Raw genomic sequence first — 26,250 nt, forward strand, 5'->3', positions numbered from 1 at the left:
CGGCGCGCCGCCTTCAACCTCGCCCCGTGCCCGTGAGCTGGAGGCCGAATTCCGCACCGGCTCCAACCAGCGCCCGCAGGAATGCCGGAGCGAAGGAGCGCGGCACCGCGAAGCGATAGATAGGGGCAGCGTCCGCTTGCCAGATCAGCACGGGGATCAGCGCCACCAGCGTCGCCGCCGCATCGCCGGCTTTAAAGACGCTGGGGTCGAGGTCGACCGGCACCAGCTTGGCCAGCGTGTCGCGCGTGCGCGGGCCGGAAAGCTGGATCACCACTTGACCGTCGCTCTGGTCCGTCAGCGCCGCGGTTTTGCCGAAGGCATGCCCGAGACGCTCCAGCAGCGGAGCGCCGGTGATGCCCTCGCCGACCACCAGGAAGCGCCCCGGCCCGGTGCCCACCAGCGTCAGATCGCCAGCGGACGCGGTGTCCGGTCCGCGCGGCAGCGTCAGGCCAAGTTTTTCCAGCGCAAGTTCGGCCACAGAGTCGAGCGCATCCCGGCGCGCCACCATGGTGGCAAGCGCGAGCGTGCCGACCAGCGCGGCCACGACGCCGGGCACGGGCGTGCGCGCGCCGTAATGCCCTTCGGGCACCAAGGCGCTTGCGGGAATTTCTGCAAGAAGCTCAGACACGCAGCCGCTCCCCTTCCGGATCGACGAAGCCCGGATCGCACACTTCCACCATGATGTCGCCGCCGCGGACAGGGTCATAGGCGCGCACCTTCTCGCCGATCCGCCCCCGTCCCCCCTTGAGGAAGCCGAGGCCGATCCAATGGCCGAGGGTGGGCGAATAGGCAACCGAACTCATATAGCCCTCGTCGTTCTCCATTGCCGGCGCGGCGCTAAGGGGCAGGAAATGGGCGCCGGCCCGCAGCCGCTGGGTGCGATCCACCGGCTTGAAGCCGATGAAGGTCGCGCGATCGGGATCGGCGAAGGCGGGCCGCCTCGCCATGACGCGGCCGATATAATCCTTCTTCGTCGACGCCATCTTGCCGAGGCCGAGATCGCGCGCGCAGGTCTGCCCGGTCAGTTCGTTGCCTGAGACATGGCCCTTCTCGATGCGCATCACGCCGAGTGCCTCGATGCCATAGGGCGTGATGCCGAACGGCGCGCCGGCCGCCATCAGCGCCCGCGTCAGCGCCGCGCCGTGCCGAGCGGGGACGGCGATTTCGTACCCCAGTTCGCCGGAGAAGGAGAGGCGGAAGATACGGGCCTTCACACCGCCCATCACCCGGCCTTCCACCGCGCCCATGAAGGGCAGGCCGGTGGTGGAAACGTCGAGCGGCGCATCCACCACCTTGGCCAGCACTGCGCGGGATTTCGGCCCGGCGATGGCGATCTGCGCCCATTGCTCGGAGATGGAGGCGAGCTGGACGTCCAGATCCGGCCACAGCACCTGGAGGCAGAATTCCAGGTGCTGATAGACTTTCGCGGCATTGGCCGTGGTGGTGGTCATCACATAATGGTCGTCGGCGAGCCGCGCGGTGGTGCCATCGTCCATCACCAGGCCGTCCTCGCGCAGCATCACGCCATAACGCGCCTTGCCCACGGCGAGGGTGGAGAAGGTGTTGATATAGACCCGGTCGAGAAAGGCGCCGACATCGCTCCCCTGGAGATCGATCTTGCCGAAGGTGGAAACATCGATCAGGCCGACGGACGAGCGCACCGCCTTCACCTCGCGGGTGACGGTTTCCAGCCAATCCGTTTCGCCGGGTTTGGGGAAATATTGCGCGCGCAGCCAGAGGCCGGTTTCCACGAACACGGCACCCTGCTTGCGCGCCCAGTCGTGGGTGGGGGTGGGCCGCGTGGGGCGGAAATCCTTCTCGCGATGGTGGCCGGCCAGCGCACCCAAGGCCACCGGTGTGAAGGGCGGGCGGAATAAGGTGGTGCCGGTCTCGCCGATGCCCTGGCCGGTCAATTCGGCCATGATGGCGAGCCCCGCCATGTTGGAGGACTTGCCCTGGTCGGTGGCCATGCCGAGCGTGGTGTAGCGCTTCAGCAATTCCACCGCCCGGAAGCCTTCCTTATGGGCGATGGCGATATCCTTGGCCGAGACGTCGTTCTGGAAATCCACGAACGCGAGGCCCTTCGAGCCCTGCACATGCCAGAAGGCGGACAGGGCGGTCGGCGTCTCGCCGGTCTCGGGCAGCGGCGCCGGAGTGGCCGCGAAGCCCGCATCGCGTGCCGCCGCAGCGCCTTGCGCGGTGCCGGTGGCAAAGCATTGGGCGAGCGAAAATTGTCCCGCCGCCGCTCCGGCCACGCTGAGCCCCGGCGGGGTCGTGTCGGGCACGAAGGCGGCGAGCGCTGAATAATATTTCGGCCTTCCGCCGAAATAGCTTGTCAGCGCGAGATTTGGCGTCGTCCCGCCCGAGATGCCCAGCACCTGGGCTTGAAGGGTCTCGGTCCCGCCCCTGGTGCGAACCGTGATGGCCGAGAGGCACTTGCCCGAGGTGGCGATCACTTCGCCGCCGGTGATGACGCGGATAGTGCGGGCCTTGGCGCCTTCCGCCAGCGCGGCCGGCACGGTCTCGCGCACATCCACGATGGCCGAGACCTTCACCCCGGCATCGGCCGTGTCGAAGGCGGCGCTCCAGGCATTGTCATTATTGGCGAACACCACGGCATTGCTGCCGGGCGCCACCGCATAACGCACCGCATAGCTGCGCAGCGCCTGGGCCGACATGACGCCTGGCCGGTCGTTGCCGCCGAACACGATCGGCCGATCGAAGGCGCCGGCACACAGCACGGCGCGCTGCGCGATGATCTTCCAATAGCGCTGGCGCGGCTGGAATGGCGCCGGCACCGGCAGATGGTCGCTCACCCGTTCCAGCGCGCCATAGGTGCCGCCGTCATAGACACCGAACACGGTGGTGCGTGGCATCACGCGGACCTTGGGGAGCGAAGCCAGTTCCGCCCGCGCCTTGGCGAGGAATGTATCGGGCGCGGCATCGTCGATGGCGGTGCGCTCGCTGTTCAGCCGGCCGCCGAGGATCGTATCCTCGTCCGCCAGGATCACCCGCGCTCCGGCACGCCCCGCCGTCAGCGCGGCCAGAAGACCGGACGGGCCGCCGCCGATCACCAGCACATCACAGAAGGCGAACGCCTTCTCATAACTGTCCGGGTCCGCCTCTTCCGCCGCCCGCCCAAGCCCAGCGGCACGGCGGATGGCGGGTTCGTAGAGCTTTTCCCACAGCGCGGCCGGCCACATGAAAGTCTTGTAGTAGAAGCCCGCGCCGAGGAAGGCGGAGAACCATTGGTTCGCGCTTAGCAGATCGAAGGCGAGCGAAGGCCAGCGGTTCTGGCTGGTGGCCTCCAGCCCCTCGTACAGCTCCGCCATGGTGGCGCGGGTATTGGGCTCGCGGCGGGCGCCGGAGCGCAATTCCACCAGCGCGTTCGGCTCCTCCGAGCCGGCGGAGAAGATGCCGCGCGGGCGGTGGTATTTGAACGAGCGGCCCACCAGCCGCACGTCATTGGCGAGCAGGGCGGAGGCGAGCGTATCGCCCGCGAAGCCCGTGTAGGACCTGCCGTCGAAGGTGAAGGCGAGTGGCGTCGAGCGGTCGATCAGGCCGCCGGAGGACAGGCGGCTCACGGCGTCACCTCGGATTTTAGCGCGCCCGGCTCGGGGGCATCGGGCTTGGCCGTGCGGGCGAAGCGGGCGCCGGAAATCGCGTGGGTGCGGGTGTCGCGGCTCACCACTAGCCACTGGCGGCAGCCGGCGGCGTGATACCACAGCTCCTCATGGGCCCCGGCCGGATTGTCGCGCAGATAGACGTAGTTGAAGAACGTCTCTTCCGCGTCCGGCATATCAGGAGCCGGGCGCGAGACGGTCGCATCACCGAGATAGGAGAATTCGTGCGCATCGCGCAGGCCGCAATAGGGGCAGGGAATACGCATGTCAGTGCAGGTTCGGCTGCGCGCCGACCCCCTTCTCGTCGATCAGATGGCCAGTGCGGAAACGGTCCAGGCGGAAGGCGGCGTTGAACGCGTGGGGCGCGTCCTTGGCCAGCGTGTGTGCGAAGCACCAGCCCGAGGCAGGCGTCGCCTTGAACCCGCCATAGCACCAGCCGGCATTGAGATAGAGGCCCGGCAGATGGGTCTTGTCGATGATCGGGGAGCCATCCATGGACATGTCCATGATGCCGCCCCAATGGCGCAGGATGCGCAACCGGCCGATGCGCGGAAACAGCGCCATGCCGGCTTCGCACACATCCTCAATGACCGGAAGGTTGCCGCGCTGGGCATAGGAATTATAGCCGTCGATGTCGCCGCCGAAGACCAGGCCGCCCTTGTCCGACTGGCTGATGTAGAAATGCCCCGCGCCGAAGGTGATCACCCCCGGCACCAGCGGCTTCAGCCCTTCCGATACGAACGCCTGCAATGCGTGGCTCTCGATGGGCAGGCGCATGTCCAGCAGCCGGGTGAGCCGCGAGGTTGAGCCGGCCACCGCGAGGCCCACCTTGCCGGCGCGGATCGGCCCGCGCGTCGTCTCGACGCCGACCACCGCATCGCCCGCGCGGATGAAGCCGGTGACTTCGCAATTCTGAATGATATCGACGCCGAGCCTGTCAGCGGCGCGCGCATAGCCCCACACGACCGCGTCATGCCGCGCCGTGCCGCCGCGCTTTTGCAGCAGGCCGCCTTGAATGGGAAAGCGCGACTGGTCGAAATTCAGGAATGGCGCCATCTCGCGCACCTGCTCGCGATCCAGCAATTCGCTATCCGCCCCGTTCAGCCGCATGGCATTGCCGCGCCGCGCATAGGCGTCGCGCTGGGCGTCGGAATGATAGAGATTCAGCACGCCGCGCTGGGAGACCATGGCATTGTAATTGAGGTCCTGCTCCAGGCCCTCCCACAGCTTCATGGACCATTCGTAGAACGGTTCATTGCCCGGCAGCAGGTAATTGGACCGGATGATGGTGGTGTTGCGCCCGGCATTGCCGGAGCCGACATGGCCCTTCTCCAGCACCGCCACGTTGCGGATGCCATGCTCCTTAGCGAGATAATAAGCGGTCGCGAGCCCATGGCCGCCGCCGCCCACCACGATCACGTCATAAGTCGGCTTAGGGGCCGCGTCGCGCCAGGCCGGGGTCCAGCCTTTCTGGCCGTTGAAGGCATTGGCGAGGATGGAGAGGACGGAATAATGCGACATGCCGTGCGGCTCACTCACGCGGGCGGATCGCCCTTCTGAGAATCCATACCGCACCTTAAAATCAGGTATGATATAATTATTACTTATACTGTCGGAGCCGAAGCCATGGCCTTGCGGAGCACGCCCCAGCGGGCGGAGTCCCTGCCGTTCGATCTGCGCACGCTGGAGGTCTTCCTGGCGGTGTGCGAGCAGGGCGCGATGGCGGGGGCGGCGCGCCAGCTCGGCCTCACCCAGCCGGCGGTGTCGCAGGCGGTGGCGGACCTTGAAACGCGCACCGGCGCGATCCTGTTCGACCGTTCGGTGCGGCCGCTGGGCCTCACCCCGGCCGGCGGCGTGCTACGCCAGCGGGCGAGCGCGCTGCTGTCCGAGGCGCGGCAGATCGCCCCCATGTTGCACGAAACCACGCATAGCCGCCTGCCGCTGCTTCGGGTGGGGCTGGTGGATTCCCTCTCGCGTGCCCTGGCGGCGCCCCTCGGCGCCCATCTGATGGCGCTGGCGGACCAGGTGTCGATCCTCTCCGGCCTTACGGCCTCCCACGCCTCGGCCTTGCTCACCCGGCAGCTGGACCTGCTGCTGGCGCCGGACGAACTGGAGGAGATCGAGGGGCTGGAGCGGTTCGCTCTGCTGATGGAGCCCTATATCCTGATCGCGCCCGCCGTCACGCCAAAGCCGGCACGCGTGGACGATCTTGCGGATTTGGCGGCACGCCTGCCCCTGGTGCGCTTTTCCGCCCGCTCCAAGACCGGCATCGAGGTGGAACGCCATCTGCGCCGGCTGAAGCTGGATTTGCCGCGCCGGCTGGAATTCGACACGCCCCAATGCGTGACCGCCATGGTGGGGCAGGGGGCGGGCTTTGCGGTGACCACGCCCTTGTGCCTGCTGGAAGCGGTGGTGCCCATGGCACAGCTCGCCTGCTGGCCGCTGCCCGGCCCGGCGTTCCAGCGCAGCCTCACTCTGATCGCCCGCCGCCAGGAACTCGGCCGCCTGCCGCGCGATGTGGCCGCCTTCTGCCGGGCGCATCTGGAGGAGAGGTGCTGGCCGCAGCTGCGTGCGGCGATGCCGTGGCTGGCAGAGACACCGCTGATGCCGAGATAAGGTGCGCCGCGCAAAAACATCGGCGTCGGTTGGGGGATTGGAGCTGGCGCGGTGGTCCGCCCTCGCGCAAAGCATAAGGCCCGGCGTGATGGCGCCGGGCCTTGCGATATGATTTCAGCAAATCCGCCGCGTCTCAGATATCCAGCGTCGTCTCGCGTTCCCATTGGGTGAGATGGCGGGAATAGGCGTTCCATTCCTCCATCTTCAGCTTCACGAAGCCGGTGACGAAGCTCGGCCCCATGCTCTCGGCGAGAACAGACGAGGTTTCCAGCGCCCGCAGCGCGTCCAGGAGGTTAAGCGGCAGCTTTTTCGCGCCCTCCACCTTGTGGCCGTCGGTATACATATTGATGTCGAGCCGCTCGCCAGGATCGCGCGCATTGGTGATGCCGTCGAGCCCTGCCGCGAGTACGCCGGCCTGGAGCAAATAGGGGTTGGCAGCGCCGTCCGCCAGACGGAACTCGAACCGGCCCGCATCCGGAATGCGGATCATGTGGGTGCGGTTGTTGCCGGTATAGGTCACCGTGTTCGGTGCCCAGGTGGCGCCGGAAATGGTGCGCGGCGCATTGATGCGCTTGTAGGAATTCACCGTCGGATTGGTGAGCGCGCAGAGCGCGTCGGCATTGTGGATCAGCCCGCCGATGAAGCTGTAACCAAGGTCCGACACGCCGAGCTTGCCCGCCTTGTCGGCGAAGGCGTTCTTGCCGTTCTTATCCCACAGCGAGACATGGACATGGCAGCCGGAGCCGGTGAGATTGATGAACGGCTTCGGCATGAAGGTCGCGCGCAGGCCGTGTTTCTCGGCGATGCTCTTGACCATGAATTTGAAGAACACGTGCCGATCGGCGGTGACGAGGGCGTTGTCGTAATTCCAGTTCATCTCGAACTGGCCGTTGGCGTCCTCATGGTCGTTCTGATAGGCGCCCCAGCCGAGCGACAGCATGGCATCGCAGATTTCCTTGATGACCGGATATTGGCGCATCAAGGCGGACTGGTCATAACAGGGCTTCACCGCCGTGTCGGCGACATCATGGATGCCCGTGCCGTCGGCATTGGTGAGGAAATATTCGCACTCGACCCCGCTCTTCATCTCGAAGCCGAGCGCAGCTGCGGCGGCGAGCTGCTTTTTCAGCACCGTGCGCGGCGCCTGCTCGACCAGCTTGCCTTCCATGTAGAGGTCGGAGGCGAGCCAGCCGATTTCCGGGTTCCACGGCAGCTGTATCAGCGAGGTGGGGTCCGGCACGGCGAACAGATCCGGATCAGCCGGGGTCATGTCCAGCCAGGTGGCGAAGCCGGCGAAGCCGGCGCCGTTCTTCTGCATGTCGGCGATGCCGGCGGTGGGCACGAGCTTCGCCCGCAGCCCGCCGAACAGATCCACGTAGGAGATCAGGAAATATTTGATGCCCCGTTCCTTTGCGACCTGTTCCAGATCGGCATCGGGGGCGAGGGCGGCGACTGCGGCGCGGCCATCGGCTTCGCGCGTCATTTCGGGCAAGCGGATCATGTCAAATCCTCTGGGAAGGTCTTGTCTTGTCGTTATCGCCGGTGCGCCCTGCGAGGGCGCACCGGTCCGGCCGGGCGATCAGTAGGCGCCGCCCTTGCCGGGAATCCAGTTGGTGCCTGCAAGCGGCACGCCAGCCATGGCGGCCGATTCCACCGTGAGGGCGACGAGGTCCTCCGGCTCCAGATTGTGCAGATGGCTCTTGCCGCAGGCACGCGCGATGGTCTGCGCCTCCAGCGTCATGACGCTAAGATAATTGGCGAGCCGGCGTCCCGCCTTGACGGGATCGAGCCGCGCCGAGAGCACGGGATCCTGGGTGGTGATGCCCGCCGGGTCCAGGCCCTCGTGCCAGTCGTCATAGGCGCCGGCGGTGCTGCCGAGGGCCTGATATTCGGCTTCATATTGTGGGTCGTTGTCGCCCAGCGCCACCAGGGCCGCGGTACCGATGGCGACCGCATCCGCCCCCAGCGCGAGCGCCTTCGCCACGTCCGCCCCGTTGCGGATGCCGCCGGAGACGATGAGCTGCACCTTGCGGTGCAGGCCGAGATCGCGCAGCGCCTGAACCGCCGGGCCGATGGCCGAGAGGATCGGCAGGCCGACATGCTCGATGAACACGTCCTGCGTCGCCGCCGTGCCGCCCTGCATGCCGTCCAGCACCACCACGTCAGCGCCCGACTTCACTGCCAGCGAGATGTCATAATAGGGGCGCGAGGCGCCGACCTTCACATAGATCGGCTTTTCCCAATCGGTGATCTCGCGCAATTCGCTGATCTTGATCTCCAGATCGTCCGGCCCGGTCCAGTCGGGATGGCGGCAGGCCGAGCGCTGGTCGATGCCTTGCGGCAGGTTGCGCATGCCGGCCACGCGATCGGAAATCTTCTGTCCCAGCAGCATGCCGCCGCCGCCGGGTTTTGCGCCCTGGCCGATCACGATCTCGATCGCGTCCGCCTTGCGCAGGTCGTTGGGGTTCATGCCATAGCGGGAGGGCAGATATTGGTAGACCAGGGTCTGGGAATGACCCCGTTCTTCGCTCGTCATGCCGCCGTCGCCGGTGGTGGTGGAGGTGCCGACCGCCGAGGCGCCGCGCCCGAGGGCTTCCTTCGCTTGGGCGGAGAGGGCGCCGAAGCTCATGCCGGCGATGGTGACGGGGGTCTTCAGCGTGATCGGCTTCTTGGCGAAGCGGGTGCCGAGCACCACGTCGGTGCCGCACTTTTCGCGATAGCCTTCCAGCGGATAGCGCGAGACCGAGGCGCCGAGGAACAGCAGGTCGTCGAAATGGGGCAGCTTGCGCTTGGTGCCGGCGCCGCGGATATCATAGATGCCGGTGGCCGCCGCGCGCCGGATCTCCGACAAGGTGTGCGGATCGAAGGTCGCGGAAAAGCGGGGCAGGGTGCGGGGGACGTTGGAGTGGGCGCTCATGATGGGATCGTCCTCACGCATCAATAGGCATCGACATTGTCGATGTGAAAATTGTAGAGCCGGCGCGCCGAGCCGTATCGCTTGAATTCGGACACGTCGATGCTGCCGGAAAGACCCGCTGCCGCCAGCTTGTCGCTGAGCAATTGCTTGTGCTCGTCGCGCAATTCTTTCTCGATGCAGTCGGCGCCCAGGCTCTTCACAGAACCACGCACGAACAGCTTGGCTTCATAGAGGCTGTCGCCCAGCGCCTCGCCGGCATCGCCGAACACGATGAGATTGCCCGACTGGCCCATGAACGCGCTCATGTGGCCGATGGAGCCCTTCACGATGATGTCCACGCCCTTCATGGAAATGCCGCAGCGGGCCGAGGCATTGCCGTCGATGCGCAGCATGCCGCCATGGGCCGTGGCGCCGGCCGCCTGGCTGGCGTCGCCCAGCACATGGACGAAGCCGCTCATCATGTTCTCGGCGACGCCCACCCCGGCATTGCCGTGGATGATGATGCTCGCCTGCTGGTTCATGCCAGCGCAATAATAGCCCACATGGCCCTCCACCTGGATGGTGAGGGGAGCGTCCACGCCGGCAGCCAAAGCATGGCGGCCGTTGGGGTTGAGCACGCGCCAGAGCTTGGCATTGGTCTCGCCGGTCGCCTTGTGCAGCGCGCCGTTCAGCTCGCGCAGCTCGCTTTGCGCGAGGTCGAAAGTGATGTCGGGGCTGAAGGCGTTCATGCGGCGCGGTCCCAGAAATAGACGGTAGCAGGCTCGGGCTCGAACACGCGGGCATCGGCGATGCCGGGCAGGTTCACCAGGGCGCGGTATTCGGAGGCGAAGGCCACATATTGGTCGGTCTCGGCCATCACAGCCGGCTTGCAGGCGATGGGATCGCGCAGCACGCCGAAGCCGCTTTCCGTGCCGACGACGAAGGTGAAGAAGCCGTCCAGATCCTTGAGCCCGGCTTCCAGCGCCTCGCCCAGGGTGGCACCGTTCTTCATGCGCCAAGTGAGATAGCCGGCGGCGACCTCGCTGTCGTTCTCGGTGGCGAAGGCGATGCCCTCGCGCTTCAATTGGCGCCGCAGGTCATTGTGATTGGAGAGCGAGCCATTGTGCACCAGGCACTGGTCGGCGCCGGTGGAGAAGGGATGGGCGCCGGCGGTGGTCACCGCGCTCTCGGTGGCCATGCGGGTGTGGCCGATGCCGTGGGTGCCGCTCATCTTCGGCAGGTCGAAGCGGTTGGCGACCTCACTGGGCAGGCCGATTTCCTTGAAGATTTCCATGCGCGCGCCGGTGCCGACGATGGCGACCTCCGGGTGATGGGCAGCAAGCGCCGCGCGCACGGCGGCTTCCTGGTCCGCCGGAACCTCGATCACCGCATGGCTGGCGCGCACCACGAGGCGCGGATCGCCACCGACCACCACCGAGAGCGAATGGGCGAGGCCCTCGAAATCATAGCCTTCCACGGCCCGCAGCGAGAGCTTCACATGGTTCGCCGCGCCGGTGCCATAGATGGCGAAGCCGGCGCTGTCCGGCCCGCGATCGGTCATCACGCACAGCATGGAAGAGAGCATTTGCCCAAGCTCTGGCTCGAGCTTGGGGTCTTTCAGAAAGATACCGACGATGCCGCACATGGCTGAACTCCGGTGGCCGAAACATGGCCGTCTCCAGAGTGGTACGCCGCAAGCGCCGCCCCGTCAACGCGGGCGGAATAAAATTTTCTCTCTAGGAAAAAGATGCTGGTGGGAGAGGGTCAGCGCGGGTCGCGCGTATAGACGATCACCGAGAGATAGGACATGGGCGTCACGATCAGATCCTCGGGCCCATGGGCGGCACCTGAATCGAACATCAGGGAATCTCCCGGACGCAGGTGATAGGTGCGGTCGGCATGGCGATACACCACCTCGCCGCTGAGCATATAGATGAACTCGACCCCGGCATGGCGGAAGCCGGTATAGGCCGCGGCCTCCTCGGACAGTGTGATCAGATAGGGCTCCACCACGATATCGCCGCCCAGCCCGTGGCCGAGCAATTCATATTGATGGCCCACTTTGGTGCCGCGCCGCTCGATGATGACGCCCTGGTGCGCGCGCACGAAGGAACAGTCGCGGCGCTCCTCGAAGGTGGAAAACAAGGTGGTGATGGGCACGTTCAGCGCTTTGGAAATGGCCTGGAGCGTCGCAAGGGACGGGGAAATCTGCCCGTTCTCGATCTTCGACAGCATTCCCACCGAGATGCCGGCCGCGCCCGCCAGATCGGAAACGGTGAGATCCAATTGCCGGCGGATGGCGCGCACCTGAATGCCGAGGGCATCTTCCAACGTGCTGGCAATCGCCGCGGGAGCGCCCGACCCGGTCTGATAGTCGATGACCTCGGCGGCCTCGCTTGCGGCCTTTGTCTTGCGCTCTGCCACTCTCTTGCCCCTAGTCCCGCGGAAGTGTCCTTCCTCTGTATCTTCCCGTGTCTTGGGCGCAATGGCTAGCGTTTCTGCGTGCACCGCCGCATCGGCCATCCGGCTGCGCCGAACGGCATAGGATTTCAGGCGGCGGAGCCCGAGGCGTGCGAAGGCTTCTCGCTCTCGCGTTGCAAGCGGTCGAGATGCTGGCGGATATGCGCGGCTTCGGCCGCCGAGGACGCCAGAGCGATCGCCTGGCCGAAGGCGATTCGCGCCTCTTCGGTGCGGCCGAGGTCCGACAGCAGCGCCCCCTTCAGTCCGAAGAAGTGGAAATAGCCCGAAAGGCGCTGGCCCAGCGGCTCGATCATCGCAAGCGCCGCGCCAGGGCCGCGCACCTTTGAAACCGCCACGGCGCGATTGAGCGTCACCACCGGGGAGGGTTGGAGCTGCTCCAGCATGGCATAGAGCAGATCGATCTGGCCCCAGTCGGTATCCTGCGGGCGTTCCGCGCGCGCGTGCAATGCTGCGATGGCGGCCTGCACCAGATAGGGGCCGGGCCGGTGGTGGCGCATCGCCTTGTCGATCAAAGCGAGACCTTCCGCGATCATGGTCGGATTCCACAAGCTGCGGTCCTGGTCGTCCATCAGGATGATGGCGCCGTCCGCATCCAGCCGCGCCGCCGAACGCGCATGCTGGAGCAGCAGCAAAGCGAGCAGGCCCATGATCTCCGGCTCGGTCTGGAACAGGCGCAGCAGCAGGCGGGCGAGGCGGATCGCCTCGTCGCAGAGGGGGCGGCGGGCATCGGCATCGGCGCCGGTGGCCGAATAGCCCTCGTTGAACAGCAGGTAGATCATGGCCGCGACCGCCGCGAGGCGCTCCGCGCGCTCCACCGCGCCGGGCGTCTCGAAGGGGACACTGGCCCGTGCGATGCGGCTCTTGGCGCGGGTGATGCGTTGCTCCATCGCGGTATCGCTCACCAGGAACGCCCGGGCGATCTGCGGCACGCTGAGCCCGGAGACGATGCGCAAGGCCAGCGCGACCTGTTGCGTCGCTGGCAGTTCGGGATGGCAGCAGATGAACAGCAGGCGCAACACGTCGTCGCGATAATGATCGCCGTCGAGCCGCTCGGCGAGGCTGTCCTCGGCGTCGCCGAGATCGGAAAGATGCTCCTCCGCCGGCAGCGGGGCGAGCTTGGCGCGCCGCCGGGTCTCGTCGATGCCGGAATTGCGTCCGACCATGATGAGCCAGGCGGCGGGGTCGCGTGGCGGGCCGTTCTTGGGCCAAGTGCGCAGGGCGCGCAGGCAGGCTTCCTGAACCGCTTCCTCGGCGAAATCCAGATCGCGGAAATAGCGCAGCAGGGCGGCGACCGCCTGTGGGCGCGCGGCGGCCAGCGTCGCGTCGATCCAGGCGAGATCGCTCATGGACCGACACTTCCGGGATGGAACAAGGCGATGGGGCGGATCTCATAGGCACCGCCGGGATTGGCGCGGCCGAGATCGCGCGCGGCATCGAGCGCTTCTTCCAGCGTGTCGAACTCGACCACATAGAAGCCGAGCAGCTGCTCCTTGGTTTCGGCGAACGGCCCGTCGATCACGAGAGGCGGGTCCTGGTCCTTGCGCAGCGTGGTGGCGGCCGTGGTGGGCAGCAGCCGCGCCACCGGTCCCAGCCGGCCGTCCCTTTCCAGTTTCTCATGCACCGTCATGAGCTTGGCCATGACGGCGTCATCCTCCTCCTTGGACCAGGAACAGACGACATCCTCGGAATGATAGCAAAGAATGGCATAGAGCATCGGGCAGCGTCCTCGTCCTGTCTAAGACGGGCAAGCTTACCCTCAGCCGACAGGCGCCCGGAATTAAAACTGGAACTTCTTCGCATTCCCATGTGGAAACGCCGGAGCAAAATGCGACAGGACACGGCAAGCACCCGCGCACGGCGAAGCCGTGGCGGGTGGTGCATCCAAGGAAAGAAAGGTGGAAAACGAAACGCGCCTCAGGCGCGTCCGTCAGGCGCGCTTCTTGCCGATTGCGATGCTCGGCATCTGTACTGGCATGCCTTCAGGGCGGGGAATGAGGCGGAGGTCGCTTTCGAGAACCACGCGCTCATGCTTTTCGGCCGAGGCGCGCACGCGGTACGAGCATTCCCCTCGTTCGAAAGGCATCAGCGCAACGATATCGTATGCGCCCGCTGTAGCCCGGTAAAACGGACCAATGGAAAGCTCGACGTGGTCGCCGAGTGAAAATTTATGAATTGACATGAAAATACTATACGCTCTTCGCGCTCGCAGGGCTACGACTTTACCGATACGCACGCGTGTTTGTTTTTCACGGGCTTCGCAGCCGAGGGTGCGGCAGCAAGGCCCGGCGGCATGTTCGGTGCCTGCCTCCCATTTCATCGCAGCACGTGAGGGTTTCCCCTATGACACTGCTTCTGCTGGCGCTTTTGACAGGGATCCTGTGCGGATTACGCACCATGACGCCGCTGGCGATGGTCAGTTGGGCGGCCGCGCCCGGCGCGCTTTCGCTCGACGGCTCCTGGCTGTCCTTTCTCGGCTCCACCGTGGCGGTCTGGGTGCTGACGATCTTCGCCCTCGGTGAATTGGTGGCGGACAAGCTGCCCTTCACCCCGAGCCGCAAGGTGCCCATGCAGTTCGGCGCCCGCATCGTCAGCGGTGCCGTGTGCGGCGCGGCGCTTGCGACCCCCGCCGGACTGGTCTTTGTCGGCGTCGCCCTGGGCATTGCGGGCGCGGTCATCGGCACGTTAGGTGGCGCGGCGGTGCGGACGCGCCTTGCCGCGCGGTTCGGTCGTGACCTTCCCGCCGCTTTGATCGAGGATGCGATCGCTGTCTTCGGTGCCCTGCTGATCCTCGGGAGCTTGCGATGAACCAGACCTTCGATGCCATCATCATCGGCGCCGGACAGGCCGGTCCGCCGCTCGCGGGCCGCCTGACCGGGGCGGGCATGAAGGTGGCGCTCATCGAGCGGCATCTCATCGGCGGCACCTGCGTCAACACCGGGTGCATGCCCACCAAGGCCCTGGTGGCGAGCGCCTATGCCGCCCACATGGCCCGCCGCGCGGCGGATTTCGGCGTGATCGTGCCGGGCGCGGTGGGCATCGACATGACGCGCGTCCATGCCCGCGCCCATCAGGTGACGATGAACGCGCGCAACGGCCTCACGGCCTGGATGGAGGCCATGGCGGGCCTCACCCTGTTCCACGGCCATGCCCGGTTCGAGAGCGCGACCGCCGTTCGGGTCGGCGAAGATCTCCTCTGCGCGCCCCGCGTCTTCATCAATGTCGGCGGCCGCGCCCTGGTGCCCGACATGCCGGGGCTTGCCGACATCGATTATCTCACCAACACCAGCATGCTCGATCTCGATGTGGTGCCGCACCATCTGGTGGTGGTGGGCGGCAGCTATATCGGGCTCGAATTCGCCCAGGCCTTCCGACGCTTCGGCGCCGAAGTCACGGTGCTGGAGAAGGGGCCGCGCCTGGTCGCCCGTGAGGACGAGGACATCTCCGCGGAAATCGCGCGCTTCCTCGCGGCCGAGGGGATCAACGTGCGCACCGGCATCGCCGCTCTGAGCTTCGCCAAGGCGGGCGAGACCGTGCAGGTGCGCGCGGAAGGGGATGGCGGGCCGCCGGAGCTGGAGGCGAGCCATGTGCTGGTCGCCATCGGCCGGGTACCCAATACGGGCGACCTCGGGCTTGATGCGGCGGGCATCGCGCGGGACGCGCGCGGCTATATCCCAGTCGACGATGCCTTGCAGACCAATGTGAGCGGGGTCTGGGCGATGGGCGATTGCAACGGGCGCGGCGCCTTCACCCATACGGCCTACAATGATTTCGAGATCATCGCCGCCAACCTGCTGGACGGCGCGGATCGTCGGCTGTCGGCTCGTATTCCCGCCTATGCCCTTTATACCGACCCGCCCTTGGGCCGCGTGGGGATGAGTGAGGCACAGGCGCGCGCGAGCGGCCGGCCGCTCCTGGTCTCGTCCCGGCCCATGGCGCGGGTCGGGCGCGCGGTGGAAAAGGGCGAGACCATCGGCTTCATGAAGATGGTCGCCGATGCGCAGACCAAACGTATTCTCGGCGCGGCCATCCTCGGCACGTCGGGCGACGAGGCGATCCACGGCATTCTCGACATGATGAACGCCGACCAGCCCTACGACGTCCTGCAATGGGCCGTGCCGATCCATCCCACCGTGTCGGAACTCATTCCCACATTGATCGGAGATCTGAAGCCGGCGCCTTGAGCGGGGGCGTTAGGCGCGCGAAAATATCTGCTGCGTCGCATCATTTTCCATGGCATTTGCTATTGCGATGCAGCAAGAGAGGTCCCATCTGCCATCCAGCTGGATGGTGTAGGGATGGTTGCCATGACGATGCTGGCCAAGGACATTCGGCCCAAGGCGCCGGACACCGAGAAGATCACGATCAATCTCGGCTTCGTGGACTTGGGTCATATCGACCTGCTGGTGCAGGAGAATTTCTATTCCAACCGGACCGATTTCATCCGCACCGCGATCCGCAACCAATTGGATCGCCATGCCGAGACGGTGCAGAAGTCGGTGGTGCGCAATCAGCTCGACCTCGGCCTGCGCCACTTCAGCCGCCAGGATCTGGAAAGCGTGCAAGCCGCCGGCGAGCGGCTGGACATCCAGGTGCTGGGGCTCGCCGTGATCGCGCCCGACGTGCCGCCGGAACTGGCGCGCGGGACCATTTCCTCCCTCCATATCCTCGGTGCCCTCCAGGCCAGCCCGGCGGTGAAGGCGGCGCTGAGCGACCGCATGCGCTGATCGGTTCCGCTCCCCTTTTTGCCCGCGCGCAAGCCTGGGCCGTCTCTTGCTTCCAACAGGAAGGCGCTCCGCGCGTGTCGGAAGCCTTTCAGTCCAGGACGTTTTCAATGCATATGCCCACCAAGATCGACATGCTGGAGGCCACGCGGCTGACCCGGGAAGGGCGGCTGGAAGAGGCCATGGCCATTCTGCGCGGCGCCATCGCCGAGGGGCATGCGCGGCCCGCGCCAACCGGCGCGTCCGGCCCGGGGCGCGAGGGGATCGACCTCTCCCCGCCGCGTAACGGCGGCGCATGGTCCCTGCCGTTCGACGCCTCTTCTGGCGCGCACACCGGGAAATCGGTGGCCGATTATCTACCCGAGGCCTTGCGCGGCCTGCTTTCCCCGGACGCGCCATCCGCCCCGTCGGAGAAAGAAGGGACGTTCGACGAGCATCTCTATTCCAATGCCGCCGGCAGCCGCAGCTACAAGCTTTATGTGCCCACCCTGTATCGCGGGCAGCGCCTGCCGCTGATCGTCATGCTGCACGGCTGCACCCAGTCTCCGGACGATTTCGCCGCCGGCACGCGGATGAACGAAATCGCCGAGGAGCACGGCCTGTTGGTGGCCTATCCCGCGCAGGTGCAATCCGCCAACGCTTCGAAATGCTGGAACTGGTTCAATACGGCGGACCAGAAGCGCGGGCAGGGCGAGCCATCGCTGATCGCCGGCATCACCCGCCAGGTGATGCAGCAATACGAGGTGGCGCCCGGCCGGATCTATGTGGCCGGCCTTTCCGCCGGCGGCGCGGTGGCGGCCATCATGGGCACCACCTATCCCGATCTTTATTCGGCCATCGGCGTGCATTCCGGGCTGGCGTGCGGGGCGGCGAGCGATATGTCGTCGGCCTTCATGGCCATGCGCCAGGGCAGCGCCGTGCCGTTCGTCGCCCGCACCCAGGGCGCGCGCGACGGCAACGGCATCGTGCCGACCATCGTATTCCATGGCGACCGGGACAACACCGTCCATCCCGTCAATGGCGACCACGTGGTGATCCAGTCGCGCGGCGGTGCCGAGCTGGACGAGGCGGTGACAAAGGGCACGAGCCCGGACGGCACCAGCTACAGCCGCACCATCCTGACCGATCCGCGCGGCCGCGTGGCACTGGAACATTGGGTGCTGCACGGCCTTGGCCATGCGTGGTCCGGCGGCAGCACAAAAGGCAGCTTCACCGATCCACGCGGCCCCGACGCCAGCCGCGAGATGGTCCGCTTCTTCCTGCGCCACGCCCACGCTGCGTCCGCGGCCTGAAGCGGCGGGGGGCGGCGGCTCCTGGATTTTCCGCGCGCCTGGCGAGCCCATGCGCGCGGCTGGTATTAGGGTCTGCTAGGGCGATAAAACAATCCTGCCGCAACGTCCGACGGGCATTGATCAGAGCTCAGGCCCCGTGGCTATATAGCACCAGATTGTCTTTCCGGCCGGTGCCACATGACCACTTTGAATGTCGACCTCAGCGCACAGCTGCAACAAACGCTGGGGCAACAAGGCGTGTGGGCCTATTCGGTCTATTTCGATTCCAGCGGCGCCCCGCAATGGACCACCCTGGTCGAGAACGGCGCAGTCACCGCGAGCAGCGCCATCGTTTTGCCGGAGCCCTATAACAGCGGCAAAATCTATTTTCTGGTTCAAAGCCAGGATCCCTCCCAGCCGAACAATCTTCAGACGCTCATCACGGGTGAGCAGGACATCTCCTGGAACAGCGCTGCGGCCTATGATTTCCGCTACGACAGCTTCGAGGTGACGCTGAAGGACCAGCCGGGGGACGTGGGCAACCTGACCTCGGTGGAAGGCTTCGGCCTGCCGATGCAGCTCGCCGTCACCTATGGCACCGGCGGGAGCGCGACCACCGATACCCGCGGCTATGGCATCACCGGCACCAGCCTGTTCCAGGCCATCGCCGATATCAATTCCAGCAACACCTACGTTTACAACTATACCAGCGGGCCGTTGCAGGGCGACCCTCGCGCCGGCATTTCGCCGTCCCAGGCGGTCAGCGTGAACGCGCCCAACAGCTTCAGCGCGTCCGACTGGAACGGCTACGTCACGAGCCTTGAAACCAGTGTCGCGAACCAGCCGATTTCCGTCGCCGGCTTCTTCAACGGCGCGCCGGATGCTAACGGCAATTGGCACAATGCCGGCTTCTTCTCCTATTCCCTGCAATGGGACGGCACGAATTTCTGGCTCGCGCCGGACGCCAGCAGCCAGATCCAGGGCTATATCAAGATCTCGCCCGAGAACCTGGAAAACAGCATCTATTCGACCCTAGGCTCGGTCGAGATCTATACCAACCAGACCGATGCCACGCCCTATCAGATATATGGCGACCCCTCGCCGGAGATGAATACCGGTGAGAACAACCAGTGGGGCGAGGTTCTCACCCAATTCCTCACCGGGTTCACCGCCGGATTCTACAATACCACCGGCCAATCCTATAATTCCGGGATCACCGCCCCCATCGATCTCAATTCCAACTGGAACTGGGACCCGACCTACGCCTTCGGAAAGAACCTCACGAGCGGGGTGACGCCGACCTATATGGACCCCTATTCGGAGATTTATTACTTCAACTCCAATTCCTACGGGTCCGGCTATTCCGACAATCTGATGAAGCAGTACAGCGTCGGCGGGCCGCTGATCTCGGTCTATGATCCCGCGCTGGGCGCCAACGTCTCCACCATCAACCTGACCCTGTACGATGATGGCGAGCAGCCGCAGGGCTATATTCCGCCGGTCATCTATAATTATATCGCGCCGGGGCAGGGGGGCTATGCCGAGCCGGTGTGGGTGGGCGACGGCACCAATATCGTGATGTCGTTCGCCAACCAGAACATGGTGCTGGCGGACGGCACGCCCATCACGCTCAGATTCTATGCCGGCGAAAGCAATTCCATTCCCCAGTGGCAGGAAGTGACGATCACCCCGCCGGCCGGGTCAACCCTTTGGCAGAATTGGAATCTCGCCTACGATTCCGCCACCGGCACCTATTCCGCGAGCCCGCAGGCGGGGTCTTCCCAGCCCGAAGGCAGCATCCTGATCAACCAGATTCCCAAGGCCGCCGATGGGGTTGCCTGGTATCAGCTGCTGGTGGGCGAGGGCGACGCGCAGAAGACGTTCAATCTCTATACGACCATGTCGGGCTCGCAATTCCTCAATCCGGACTATGTCGGGCAAGAGGGCAGCCTCGCCGTCGACGGGTTGGCGCTGGTTACGCCGCCGTCGACCGGCGCCCAGACCATTCCCACCTTCACCCTCAGCTTCGCCTATAGCGGCACCACGACGCTCGATCCTTCGCTGCTGGTGCCGAACACCAATACGAACTTCATCGCCACCTTGCCGGCGCCCAATGCCCCGGTGGCGGGGACACTGGCGGGGGATGTCTTCACGGCGGTGGCGAACCAGGCGAGCCAGGTCACCAACACCATCACGGTCGGCGACGCGGAGGTGGCGTTCGGCTGGACGGGATTGAATTCGGCGACCGGCACCCCCTCCTGGGTGTCCGGCTATACCAATAAGATCGGTGCGCTCAACGTGGCGCAGATCAGCTTCGCCGGGCAGGGGGTGAGCGGGCCGCAACCGGTCACGGCGGTCGCGGACATCGACGGCCAGTGGGTCACCTCCGCCATGCAGCAGTTCGGCAATGGAACTTATGCCGTTACGATGCATGAATATTCCGCCTCCGACACCGGCTTTGCGACGCCGCTCGGCCCGGTCTCCAGCCCGCTGACCCTCACCGTCAACGTGGCCGATCTGGCGCTTCAGGCGGCGGGCAATGGCGGGCTCTCGCTGGTGGCGGCCGGCGGCACGGCGGGCAATTGGGTGCGGCTCGACGTGCTGCAGGCGGCCCAGGCGACCGGCGCCACGCTGCTGCTCTATGCCGTGGACGCGACCGGCCAGCTGATCGGCCGCGACGGCACGGTGGGGGGCGCCGTGACGCTCGAGGATGCAATCCTCGCGCGGGTCGGCGCCGCGCCCGACGACCATGGGGTGAACCTGCTCAAGGGCGGGCAATCGGTCTGGCTCGGGGTGGGGGAGCAATTGCGCTTCGCGGTCCTGACCGGGGATCATGTGCTCAACCCCACCCCGGCGGTGGATGTGTCCAGCGCGCCGGGCGGCGGGCTGCATATCGCGGTCGCAGGGCTGGAACTCAACGCCACCACCGACAATACCCTGGCGGACGCGGCGGTGCTCGCGGGCAGCCAGCGCATGAGCGGCCTGCCGGTGGTCTATCTCCAGCATGGCGAGACGCTCGACGTCCAGGTCACGGGCAGCAGCGCGAACACCAATAGCTTGGGCTTCGTGCATATCGACGTGGATGCCGCGACCGGCGACTGGAGCGTCGGCGGGGTGCCGGCGGGCGATACCGAGGCTTATCTTTCGGCGGTGCGTAGCCATCTCGATCCCGGCCTGCTGGCGACCAGCGGCGGCGCCTTCAACCAGACCCTCCATTGGACGGTATCGGGGACGACCGGCTTCTACGCGCCGGTGCTGCTCACCCCCTCGGGGGAAACCTTCGTCATCGGCGAGAATAATCCCGGCGGGCGCGAACAGGTGCGCATGTATGGCGAGAATACCTTCGGGTTCGAGGATCTCGCCTACAACCAGGGGTCGGATTTCGACTATAACGACATGATCGTCCGCCTTGCCCCGGCTTCGGGCCTGTTTCTTTGAAAACAGGCCGTTTCAGGCGCCGGCACTTGAAAAATGTTTCACGTGAAACAATGGGTTAGCGCGGACGAATAGGGGTTTTGTGGCCCTTCTCCGCGCCTCTCCGCCGGTTGAAACCGCCATTTCGGCCGCACGTTCGGCCGATGAACTTCGCCGAGCGGAAAGAGGGGTTGCGGCGCTCCCGTGCGGCCGGATCGCCACAGCGCTGTCCGCCGCCCGCCCGCTTCACGGCATCTCACGTCTCGTCGTGCAGACGCACGTCCCTGGGAATACGCGTCATCCAAATACCGGCGTCGAAGGGAGCAAGAGACGCCGCGATCGGACCTTCCCCACCCCAAGAATTTTTCGCGCGATTGTCCAAAGCGCAGTGCAATTTGCGCGGTGAAACGCTAGTATTGTCGATACAAATAGAAAAATACCGGCCCGCCGCCCTGATTTTCGTGTGGCGCGGTGAGGTTTTCTCAGCGGAAATTCTTGGGGGGAATATGGGACGATACAAGCGACCCTTGCGGGCGTTCGCGGTTTCATGCCTGGCGCTGCTGGGCGGGGCAAGCTCTAGCATTGCTTTAGCCGCCGAAGCGCCGCCCTTCATGAACATCATTGTCGGCGGGGCCGCGCCCAGCGCCGCCGAGACGGCAAAGCAGGACGTTCTGGCGCTGAACACCGCGATGTTCGCGCTCTATGGGGATTCCGGCCGGATCATCTCGGAGAATATCCTGGCCCAGCATCCCGTGATCCTGGCACTGTTCTCCGGGGCCGGCGGGCGTTTCCTGCTGTATCGGCCGGGCCAGCCGCGCCTGGAGGCGCCGCCGGTGCCGGAGGTGTACCAGCTGCTCAAATCCATCGGCCACAGCACCATGGTGCTCTCGGTGCTCGCTGGTCCGCATCTGGACAAGCCCACGGACCTCAGCTGGGTGTCGCCCATGACCGCGTTCCGCGCGCAGATGCAGGCGGCGCTGGACAGCCTCGACAAGACCACCATGCCCGCGGAATGGCGCCCCAACAACGCGCAGATCCTCAAGGACAATATCGCCTTCATGGACGAGAGCCTGAAGAAGGGCGTGATCACCTTCGATGCCTTGGCCGCCTTCACCAAGAAGCAGGGGCCGCAGCTGAAGAAGAGCATCGCCTGGGCCGCGCAGACGCAGGTTGCCCATTGGATGGGCGTTGTCGCCGAATGGAAGGCCATGCTCGGCCCGGACTGGGACAAGACCTATGCCGCCAGCAACACCATCTATGTGGCCCGGCAGAACAACATCCTCTACAGCGTGCTCGCCCAATTCTTCGGCCCGGAGGCGATCAATTCGCGCCTGATCCTGATCGAGACCGTCTCCTTCACCACCACGCCGGAAGACATGCTGGGCTCGCTGACCCGCATCATCGCGGATCGCACCGTGGGCGGCCTGTTCTTCGGCAATAATGCGGTGATGGATTACGAGCTGATGGGCGGCGATGCGCGCGATGCCATCATCGCCGACGCCACCAAGCGCGGCATGACGCCGTTCCTGCCGCCCCTGGTGCCGTTCGGCTCCAAGCAATGGCCGACGCTGATCACCCCCGGCCCCGGCCCGGCGACCCTGTCGCAACTGCCCTGACGCGAACCCGGCGCGCCCACCGCGCGCCGGTTTCGTTTGCGAAATCCTCCCGCATCGGCGACGGAGCTGTTCCTGTCATGGACATCAACACCATTCGTCAGATCGAGCGGCCACGCTCCGCCGCCGAGGTGACCCATTGGCGCGAGGGCTTCGCCTGGCTGTCCGGCGGCACCTGGCTGTTCTCCGAGCCCCAGCCCGCCCTCGACACGCTGATCGACCTGCGGGCCTTCGATTGGCCGGACCTGACCGTGGGGCCGGATGGGCTGGAGATCGCCGCGACCGCCCGCATCGGCGCGCTGGATGCCCTTGTGACGCCGCCGGAATGGACCGCCGGGCCGCTGCTCCAGCTTTGTAGCCGGGCGCTGCTGATGTCGTTCAAGATCGCCCATGAGGCGAGCGTCGGCGGCAATATCTGCATGTCGCTGCCGGCCGGCGCCATGATCTCGCTCACCGTCGCGCTCGAAGGCACCTATACGCTCTGGCCGCGCGACGGCGCGCCGCGCACCGTGAAGGCGGTGGATTTCGTCACCGGCAACCATGCCAATATCCTGGCGCCGGGCGAATTGCTGCGCGCGATCCATCTGCCGGCCGCGGCGCTGAAGAAGCGCTTCGCCTTCCGCCGGTCCTCGCTCTATCACCTCGGCCGCTCGGCGGCGCTGCTGATCGGCACCAGCGGGCCAGATGGCGACCTGCTGCTGACCATCACCGCCGCCACCTTCCGCCCGGTGCAGCTGCATTTCGCGGCCTCGCCGAGCGTGGAGGAGTTGCGCCACGCCATCGCCGCCGCGATCCCGCACGAGGGCTATTTCGACGACGTCAACGGCCTGCCGGCCTATCGGCGGCATCTCACCTTTCACTTCGCCGAGGAAATCCGGGCGGAACTCGCCGGGCCGGGAGCTGCCGCATGAACTTCTCCATTGACGGACACAGCTTCTCCGTCGAGCCGCGCCCCGGCCAGTGCCTGCGCACGTTCTTGCGCGAGCGCGGCGATTTCGGCGTCAAGAAGGGCTGCGACCAGGGCGATTGCGGCGCCTGCACCGTGTGGGTGGACGGCGCGCCCATCCATTCCTGCCTGATGCCAGCGTTCCGCGCCGCCGATCGCAAGGTCACCACCATCCAGGGCCTCGCGAACAGCGATGAATTGCACCCGGTGCAGCAGGCCTTTCTGGACGCCCAGGGGTTCCAGTGCGGCTATTGCTCGGCCGGCATGATCATGACCATTGCCGCCCTCGACGACGCGCAGCGCGCCGACCTGCCGCGCCATCTCAAGGGCAATCTGTGCCGCTGCACCGGCTATGCCGCGATCCACGATGCCATCGACGGCGTGGTGAATGTGAGCGACGACATCGCCGGCAACGCCTGCGGGGCGAGCCTGCCGAACCCGTTCGGGCCGGGCATCGTCACCGGCCATGCGCGCTATACGATGGACGTGGAGGTGCCTGGGCTGGCGCATCTGAAGGTGCTGCGCGCGCCGCACGCCCATGCCCGCATCCTCTCCATCGACAAGGCCCCCGCGCTGGCGGTGCCCGGCGTGCTGGAGGTGTTCACCTGGGAAGACGTGCCGCGCCGGCTCTACAGCACCGCGACCCACGAGGACCATCTGGTCGATCCCGACGACACTTATATGCTCGACGATATTGTGCGCTTCGTCGGCCAGCGGGTGGCGGCGGTGGTGGCCGAGAGCGAGGCGGCGGCGGAAGCCGGCTGCCGTGCGCTGAAGGTGGAATACGACGTGCTGCCGGCCGTGTTCGATCCCGAACTGGCCATGGCCCCGCAGGCGCCGGTGCTGCACCACAAGGGCGGCGAGGCCCATGGCAACGTGTTCGCCGAAATCCGCGGCGAGGTGGGCAGCATCGCCGAAGGCTTCGCTGAGGCCGACGCCATCCACGAGCGCACCTACACCACCTCGCGGGTCCAGCATGTGCATCTGGAGACCCACGGCTCCATCGCCTGGAAAAGCGAAGACGGGCGCATCCATGTGCGCACCTCCTCCCAGGCGCCGTTCATCGCCCACGAGAAGCTGTGCCATCTGTTCGGCTTCATCCCCGCCGACCTGCACGTCTTCACCGAGCGCGTCGGCGGCGGGTTCGGCGGCAAGCAAGAGATGCTGACCGAGGATCTCTGCGTCCTCGCGCTGCTGAAGCTCGGCCGGCCGGTGAAGTGGGAATACACCCGCGAGGAGCAGTTCATCGGCGCCAGCACGCGCCACCAGATGACCACCCGCGTGAAGCTGGGCGCCAAGGCGGACGGCACGCTGACGGCCATCGAGATTCGCGTCGTGTCCAACACCGGCGCCTATGGCGGCCATGGCAGCGAGACGCTCGCCGCCTCCCTCTCCAGCCCCATGAGCGCCTATCGCTGCGCCAACAAGAAGGGCGAGGGCTTCGTCGTCTATACCAACATGGTGCCCGGCGGCGGGTTTCGCGGCTATGGCGCCTCGCAGACCACATTCGCCATCGAATGCGCCATGGACGACCTCGCCAAGCTGCTCGGCATCGATCCCTTCGCCCTGCGCCGCCGCAACATGGTGACCGCCGACGATTGGATCGAGGCGATCTGGAGCGGCGTGTCGGACGTGGAGTTCGGCAGCTACGGCCTCGACCAGTGCATGGACCTGGTGGAAAACGCCCTCGCCACTGGCGAGCGGCGCCCCAAGCCCGAGGGTGAGCATTGGGCCGAGGGCACCGGCATCGCGCTCGCCATGCTGGAATCCGGCCCGCCCACGGAGCACCGCTCCGGCGCGGTGATGGAATTGCTCCCCGACGGGCGCTATCACCTCGCCGTCGGCTCCACCGAAATGGGCAATGGCTCGGTGACCTCCCATCGCCAACTGGCCGCGAGCGTGCTCGCCACACGCGCGGACGCCATCGACATCATCAATGCCGACACCGACAAGGCCCCGTTCGACACCGGCACCTTCGCCAGCACCGGTACGGTGGTGGCCGGGCAGGCGGTGACGCTGACCGCGACCGCCCTGCGCCAGAACATCCTCTCCTACGTCGCCCGCATCACCGGCACCGCGCCCGGCGACTGGATGCTGGAGGCGGGCGCGGTGGTGAACGGCAACACCCGCATCGCGCTGCCCGAGCTTCACGCAACGGGCACGGCGGCGGGCCATCGCTTCCAGGCCAAGCGCAAGGCCTATCTCGCGCCGCGCACGGTCGCCTTCAACGTGCAGGGCATCCGCCTTGCCGTGCATCGCATCACCGGCGATATCGAGATCCTGCAAAGCGTGCACGCCGCCGATATCGGGCGTCTCATCAACCCCATGCAATGCCGGGGGCAGATCAACGGCTCCATCCTCATGGGGCTCGGCTGGGCGCTGACCGAGCATATGGATTATGACGAGAGCGGCCATATGAAGAACGCGGCGCTACGCAATTACCGCATTCCAAGCTTCGCCGACGCGCCGCGCACGCAGATCCTGTTCGCCGACACTTATGACACCATCGGCCCGCTGGGCGCCAAGGCGCAGGGGGAATGCGCCATCAATCCCATCGCGCCGGCGGTTTCGAACGCCTTGTTCGACGCGACGGGGGTGCGGTTCGCCAGCCTGCCGTTCACGCCCGATCGCATCTTCGACCAGTTGCAGCCCCTCCCATGAGCGCGCCG

General features: G+C 66.1%; 21 protein-coding genes. 9 read left to right on the plus strand and 12 right to left on the minus strand.

Annotation, left to right across the window (positions count from 1 at the left end; all coding sequences use genetic code 11):
* Positions 1-13 precede the first annotated feature (13 nt).
* From V5G24_RS08755 to V5G24_RS08770, 4 genes are read right to left on the minus strand one after another with little or no spacing between them, the layout of a single operon-like run.
* Positions 14-628 (minus strand): sarcosine oxidase subunit gamma, encoded by a 615-nt coding sequence (locus tag V5G24_RS08755; protein WP_394085581.1) that lies wholly within the window; start codon positions 626-628, stop codon positions 14-16.
* Complete coding sequence (locus V5G24_RS08760) at positions 621-3,584, minus strand: sarcosine oxidase subunit alpha family protein (protein WP_394085580.1); 2,964 nt, start codon at positions 3,582-3,584, stop codon at positions 621-623. Before V5G24_RS08760 ends, V5G24_RS08755 begins: the two co-directional genes overlap by 8 nt.
* Positions 3,581-3,889 carry a sarcosine oxidase subunit delta gene (locus V5G24_RS08765; protein WP_394085579.1) on the minus strand — a complete coding sequence of 103 codons (309 nt, stop codon included), beginning with the start codon at positions 3,887-3,889 and terminating at the stop codon, positions 3,581-3,583. The genes V5G24_RS08760 and V5G24_RS08765 overlap by 4 nt, the downstream gene beginning before the upstream one ends.
* A gap of 1 nt (position 3,890) precedes the next feature.
* Positions 3,891-5,144: a sarcosine oxidase subunit beta family protein gene (locus V5G24_RS08770; protein WP_394085578.1), complete on the minus strand. Its 1,254-nt coding sequence runs from the start codon at positions 5,142-5,144 to the stop codon at positions 3,891-3,893.
* 105 nt (positions 5,145-5,249) lie between these two features.
* Here V5G24_RS08770 and V5G24_RS08775 point away from each other — a divergent pair, with 105 nt between their 5' ends.
* Positions 5,250-6,239 carry a LysR family transcriptional regulator gene (locus tag V5G24_RS08775; RefSeq protein WP_394085577.1) on the plus strand — a complete coding sequence of 330 codons (990 nt, stop codon included), beginning with the start codon at positions 5,250-5,252 and terminating at the stop codon, positions 6,237-6,239.
* A gap of 133 nt (positions 6,240-6,372) precedes the next feature.
* Here the strand turns inward: V5G24_RS08775 and glnT are convergent, their stop codons facing one another.
* The 8 genes from glnT to V5G24_RS08815 form a co-directional block, all read right to left on the minus strand.
* A complete protein-coding gene (gene glnT / locus V5G24_RS08780) occupies positions 6,373-7,722 on the minus strand; it encodes a type III glutamate--ammonia ligase (protein ID WP_394085605.1) in 1,350 nt (449 codons plus the stop codon).
* Positions 7,723-7,818: 96 nt separating this feature from the next.
* The gene (locus V5G24_RS08785) at positions 7,819-9,156 is read right to left on the minus strand and encodes an FMN-binding glutamate synthase family protein (RefSeq protein WP_394085575.1); all 1,338 of its coding nucleotides are present in this window, start codon (positions 9,154-9,156) and stop codon (positions 7,819-7,821) included.
* A gap of 20 nt (positions 9,157-9,176) precedes the next feature.
* The gene (locus V5G24_RS08790) at positions 9,177-9,884 is read right to left on the minus strand and encodes a protein glxC (RefSeq protein WP_394085574.1); all 708 of its coding nucleotides are present in this window, start codon (positions 9,882-9,884) and stop codon (positions 9,177-9,179) included.
* Positions 9,881-10,780 carry a class II glutamine amidotransferase gene (locus V5G24_RS08795; protein ID WP_394085573.1) on the minus strand — a complete coding sequence of 300 codons (900 nt, stop codon included), beginning with the start codon at positions 10,778-10,780 and terminating at the stop codon, positions 9,881-9,883. The genes V5G24_RS08790 and V5G24_RS08795 overlap by 4 nt, the downstream gene beginning before the upstream one ends.
* Positions 10,781-10,899: 119 nt before the next feature.
* Positions 10,900-11,559: a helix-turn-helix domain-containing protein gene (locus V5G24_RS08800; RefSeq protein ID WP_394085572.1), complete on the minus strand. Its 660-nt coding sequence runs from the start codon at positions 11,557-11,559 to the stop codon at positions 10,900-10,902.
* Positions 11,560-11,684: 125 nt separating this feature from the next.
* Positions 11,685-12,962, minus strand: a complete 1,278-nt coding sequence (locus V5G24_RS08805; protein ID WP_394085571.1) for an RNA polymerase sigma factor — start codon at positions 12,960-12,962, stop codon at positions 11,685-11,687.
* Positions 12,959-13,330 carry a YciI family protein gene (locus tag V5G24_RS08810; RefSeq protein ID WP_394085570.1) on the minus strand — a complete coding sequence of 124 codons (372 nt, stop codon included), beginning with the start codon at positions 13,328-13,330 and terminating at the stop codon, positions 12,959-12,961. The genes V5G24_RS08805 and V5G24_RS08810 overlap by 4 nt, the downstream gene beginning before the upstream one ends.
* Positions 13,331-13,543: 213 nt before the next feature.
* The gene (locus tag V5G24_RS08815) at positions 13,544-13,933 is read right to left on the minus strand and encodes a hypothetical protein (RefSeq protein WP_394085569.1); all 390 of its coding nucleotides are present in this window, start codon (positions 13,931-13,933) and stop codon (positions 13,544-13,546) included.
* Positions 13,934-13,956: 23 nt separating this feature from the next.
* Between V5G24_RS08815 and V5G24_RS08820 the strand changes: the two genes are divergently transcribed.
* The 8 genes from V5G24_RS08820 (at position 13,957) to V5G24_RS08855 (ending at position 26,242) form a co-directional block, all read left to right on the plus strand.
* A complete protein-coding gene (locus V5G24_RS08820) occupies positions 13,957-14,421 on the plus strand; it encodes a DUF4126 family protein (RefSeq protein ID WP_394085568.1) in 465 nt (154 codons plus the stop codon).
* Positions 14,418-15,797, plus strand: a complete 1,380-nt coding sequence (locus V5G24_RS08825; RefSeq protein ID WP_394085567.1) for an FAD-containing oxidoreductase — start codon at positions 14,418-14,420, stop codon at positions 15,795-15,797. The genes V5G24_RS08820 and V5G24_RS08825 overlap by 4 nt, the downstream gene beginning before the upstream one ends.
* A 123-nt stretch (positions 15,798-15,920) precedes the next feature.
* Positions 15,921-16,340, plus strand: coding sequence for a ribbon-helix-helix domain-containing protein (locus V5G24_RS08830; RefSeq protein ID WP_509292299.1), 420 nt, complete (start codon positions 15,921-15,923; stop codon positions 16,338-16,340).
* A gap of 107 nt (positions 16,341-16,447) precedes the next feature.
* Complete coding sequence (locus V5G24_RS08835; RefSeq protein ID WP_394085565.1) at positions 16,448-17,629, plus strand: extracellular catalytic domain type 1 short-chain-length polyhydroxyalkanoate depolymerase; 1,182 nt, start codon at positions 16,448-16,450, stop codon at positions 17,627-17,629.
* Between the two features lie 177 nt (positions 17,630-17,806).
* Positions 17,807-21,046, plus strand: a complete 3,240-nt coding sequence (locus V5G24_RS08840) for a hypothetical protein (protein ID WP_394085564.1) — start codon at positions 17,807-17,809, stop codon at positions 21,044-21,046.
* Between the two features lie 587 nt (positions 21,047-21,633).
* Positions 21,634-22,638 carry a hypothetical protein gene (locus V5G24_RS08845; RefSeq protein WP_394085563.1) on the plus strand — a complete coding sequence of 335 codons (1,005 nt, stop codon included), beginning with the start codon at positions 21,634-21,636 and terminating at the stop codon, positions 22,636-22,638.
* A gap of 77 nt (positions 22,639-22,715) precedes the next feature.
* Entirely contained in the window at positions 22,716-23,546 is an 831-nt protein-coding gene (locus tag V5G24_RS08850; RefSeq protein ID WP_394085562.1) for an FAD binding domain-containing protein, read from the plus strand.
* The gene (locus tag V5G24_RS08855; RefSeq protein ID WP_394085561.1) at positions 23,543-26,242 is read left to right on the plus strand and encodes a molybdopterin-dependent oxidoreductase; all 2,700 of its coding nucleotides are present in this window, start codon (positions 23,543-23,545) and stop codon (positions 26,240-26,242) included. Before V5G24_RS08850 ends, V5G24_RS08855 begins: the two co-directional genes overlap by 4 nt.
* Positions 26,243-26,250: the final 8 nt, after the last annotated feature.

It is taken from the genome of Roseixanthobacter finlandensis (assembly GCF_043195105.2).
Taxonomy (GTDB): domain Bacteria; phylum Pseudomonadota; class Alphaproteobacteria; order Rhizobiales; family Xanthobacteraceae; genus NCEH01.

What these genes read in the sequence shown, in the direction of transcription:
- V5G24_RS08785 (WP_394085575.1), bottom strand. Translation starts at nt 9,156, where the DNA reads ATGAGCGCCCACTCCAACGTCCCCCGCACCCTGCCCCGCTTTTCCGCG.
- V5G24_RS08835 (WP_394085565.1), top strand. Translation starts at nt 16,448, where the DNA reads ATGCATATGCCCACCAAGATCGACATGCTGGAGGCCACGCGGCTGACC.
- glnT (WP_394085605.1), bottom strand. Translation starts at nt 7,722, where the DNA reads ATGACGCGCGAAGCCGATGGCCGCGCCGCAGTCGCCGCCCTCGCCCCC.
- V5G24_RS08790 (WP_394085574.1), bottom strand. Translation starts at nt 9,884, where the DNA reads ATGAACGCCTTCAGCCCCGACATCACTTTCGACCTCGCGCAAAGCGAG.
- V5G24_RS08775 (WP_394085577.1), top strand. Translation starts at nt 5,250, where the DNA reads ATGGCCTTGCGGAGCACGCCCCAGCGGGCGGAGTCCCTGCCGTTCGAT.
- V5G24_RS08815 (WP_394085569.1), bottom strand. Translation starts at nt 13,933, where the DNA reads ATGAAATGGGAGGCAGGCACCGAACATGCCGCCGGGCCTTGCTGCCGC.
- V5G24_RS08845 (WP_394085563.1), top strand. Translation starts at nt 21,634, where the DNA reads ATGAACATCATTGTCGGCGGGGCCGCGCCCAGCGCCGCCGAGACGGCA.
- V5G24_RS08820 (WP_394085568.1), top strand. Translation starts at nt 13,957, where the DNA reads ATGACACTGCTTCTGCTGGCGCTTTTGACAGGGATCCTGTGCGGATTA.
- V5G24_RS08765 (WP_394085579.1), bottom strand. Translation starts at nt 3,889, where the DNA reads ATGCGTATTCCCTGCCCCTATTGCGGCCTGCGCGATGCGCACGAATTC.
- V5G24_RS08850 (WP_394085562.1), top strand. Translation starts at nt 22,716, where the DNA reads ATGGACATCAACACCATTCGTCAGATCGAGCGGCCACGCTCCGCCGCC.
- V5G24_RS08825 (WP_394085567.1), top strand. Translation starts at nt 14,418, where the DNA reads ATGAACCAGACCTTCGATGCCATCATCATCGGCGCCGGACAGGCCGGT.
- V5G24_RS08830 (WP_509292299.1), top strand. Translation starts at nt 15,921, where the DNA reads ATGACGATGCTGGCCAAGGACATTCGGCCCAAGGCGCCGGACACCGAG.
- V5G24_RS08810 (WP_394085570.1), bottom strand. Translation starts at nt 13,330, where the DNA reads ATGCTCTATGCCATTCTTTGCTATCATTCCGAGGATGTCGTCTGTTCC.
- V5G24_RS08795 (WP_394085573.1), bottom strand. Translation starts at nt 10,780, where the DNA reads ATGTGCGGCATCGTCGGTATCTTTCTGAAAGACCCCAAGCTCGAGCCA.
- V5G24_RS08840 (WP_394085564.1), top strand. Translation starts at nt 17,807, where the DNA reads ATGACCACTTTGAATGTCGACCTCAGCGCACAGCTGCAACAAACGCTG.
- V5G24_RS08770 (WP_394085578.1), bottom strand. Translation starts at nt 5,144, where the DNA reads ATGTCGCATTATTCCGTCCTCTCCATCCTCGCCAATGCCTTCAACGGC.
- V5G24_RS08805 (WP_394085571.1), bottom strand. Translation starts at nt 12,962, where the DNA reads ATGAGCGATCTCGCCTGGATCGACGCGACGCTGGCCGCCGCGCGCCCA.
- V5G24_RS08855 (WP_394085561.1), top strand. Translation starts at nt 23,543, where the DNA reads ATGAACTTCTCCATTGACGGACACAGCTTCTCCGTCGAGCCGCGCCCC.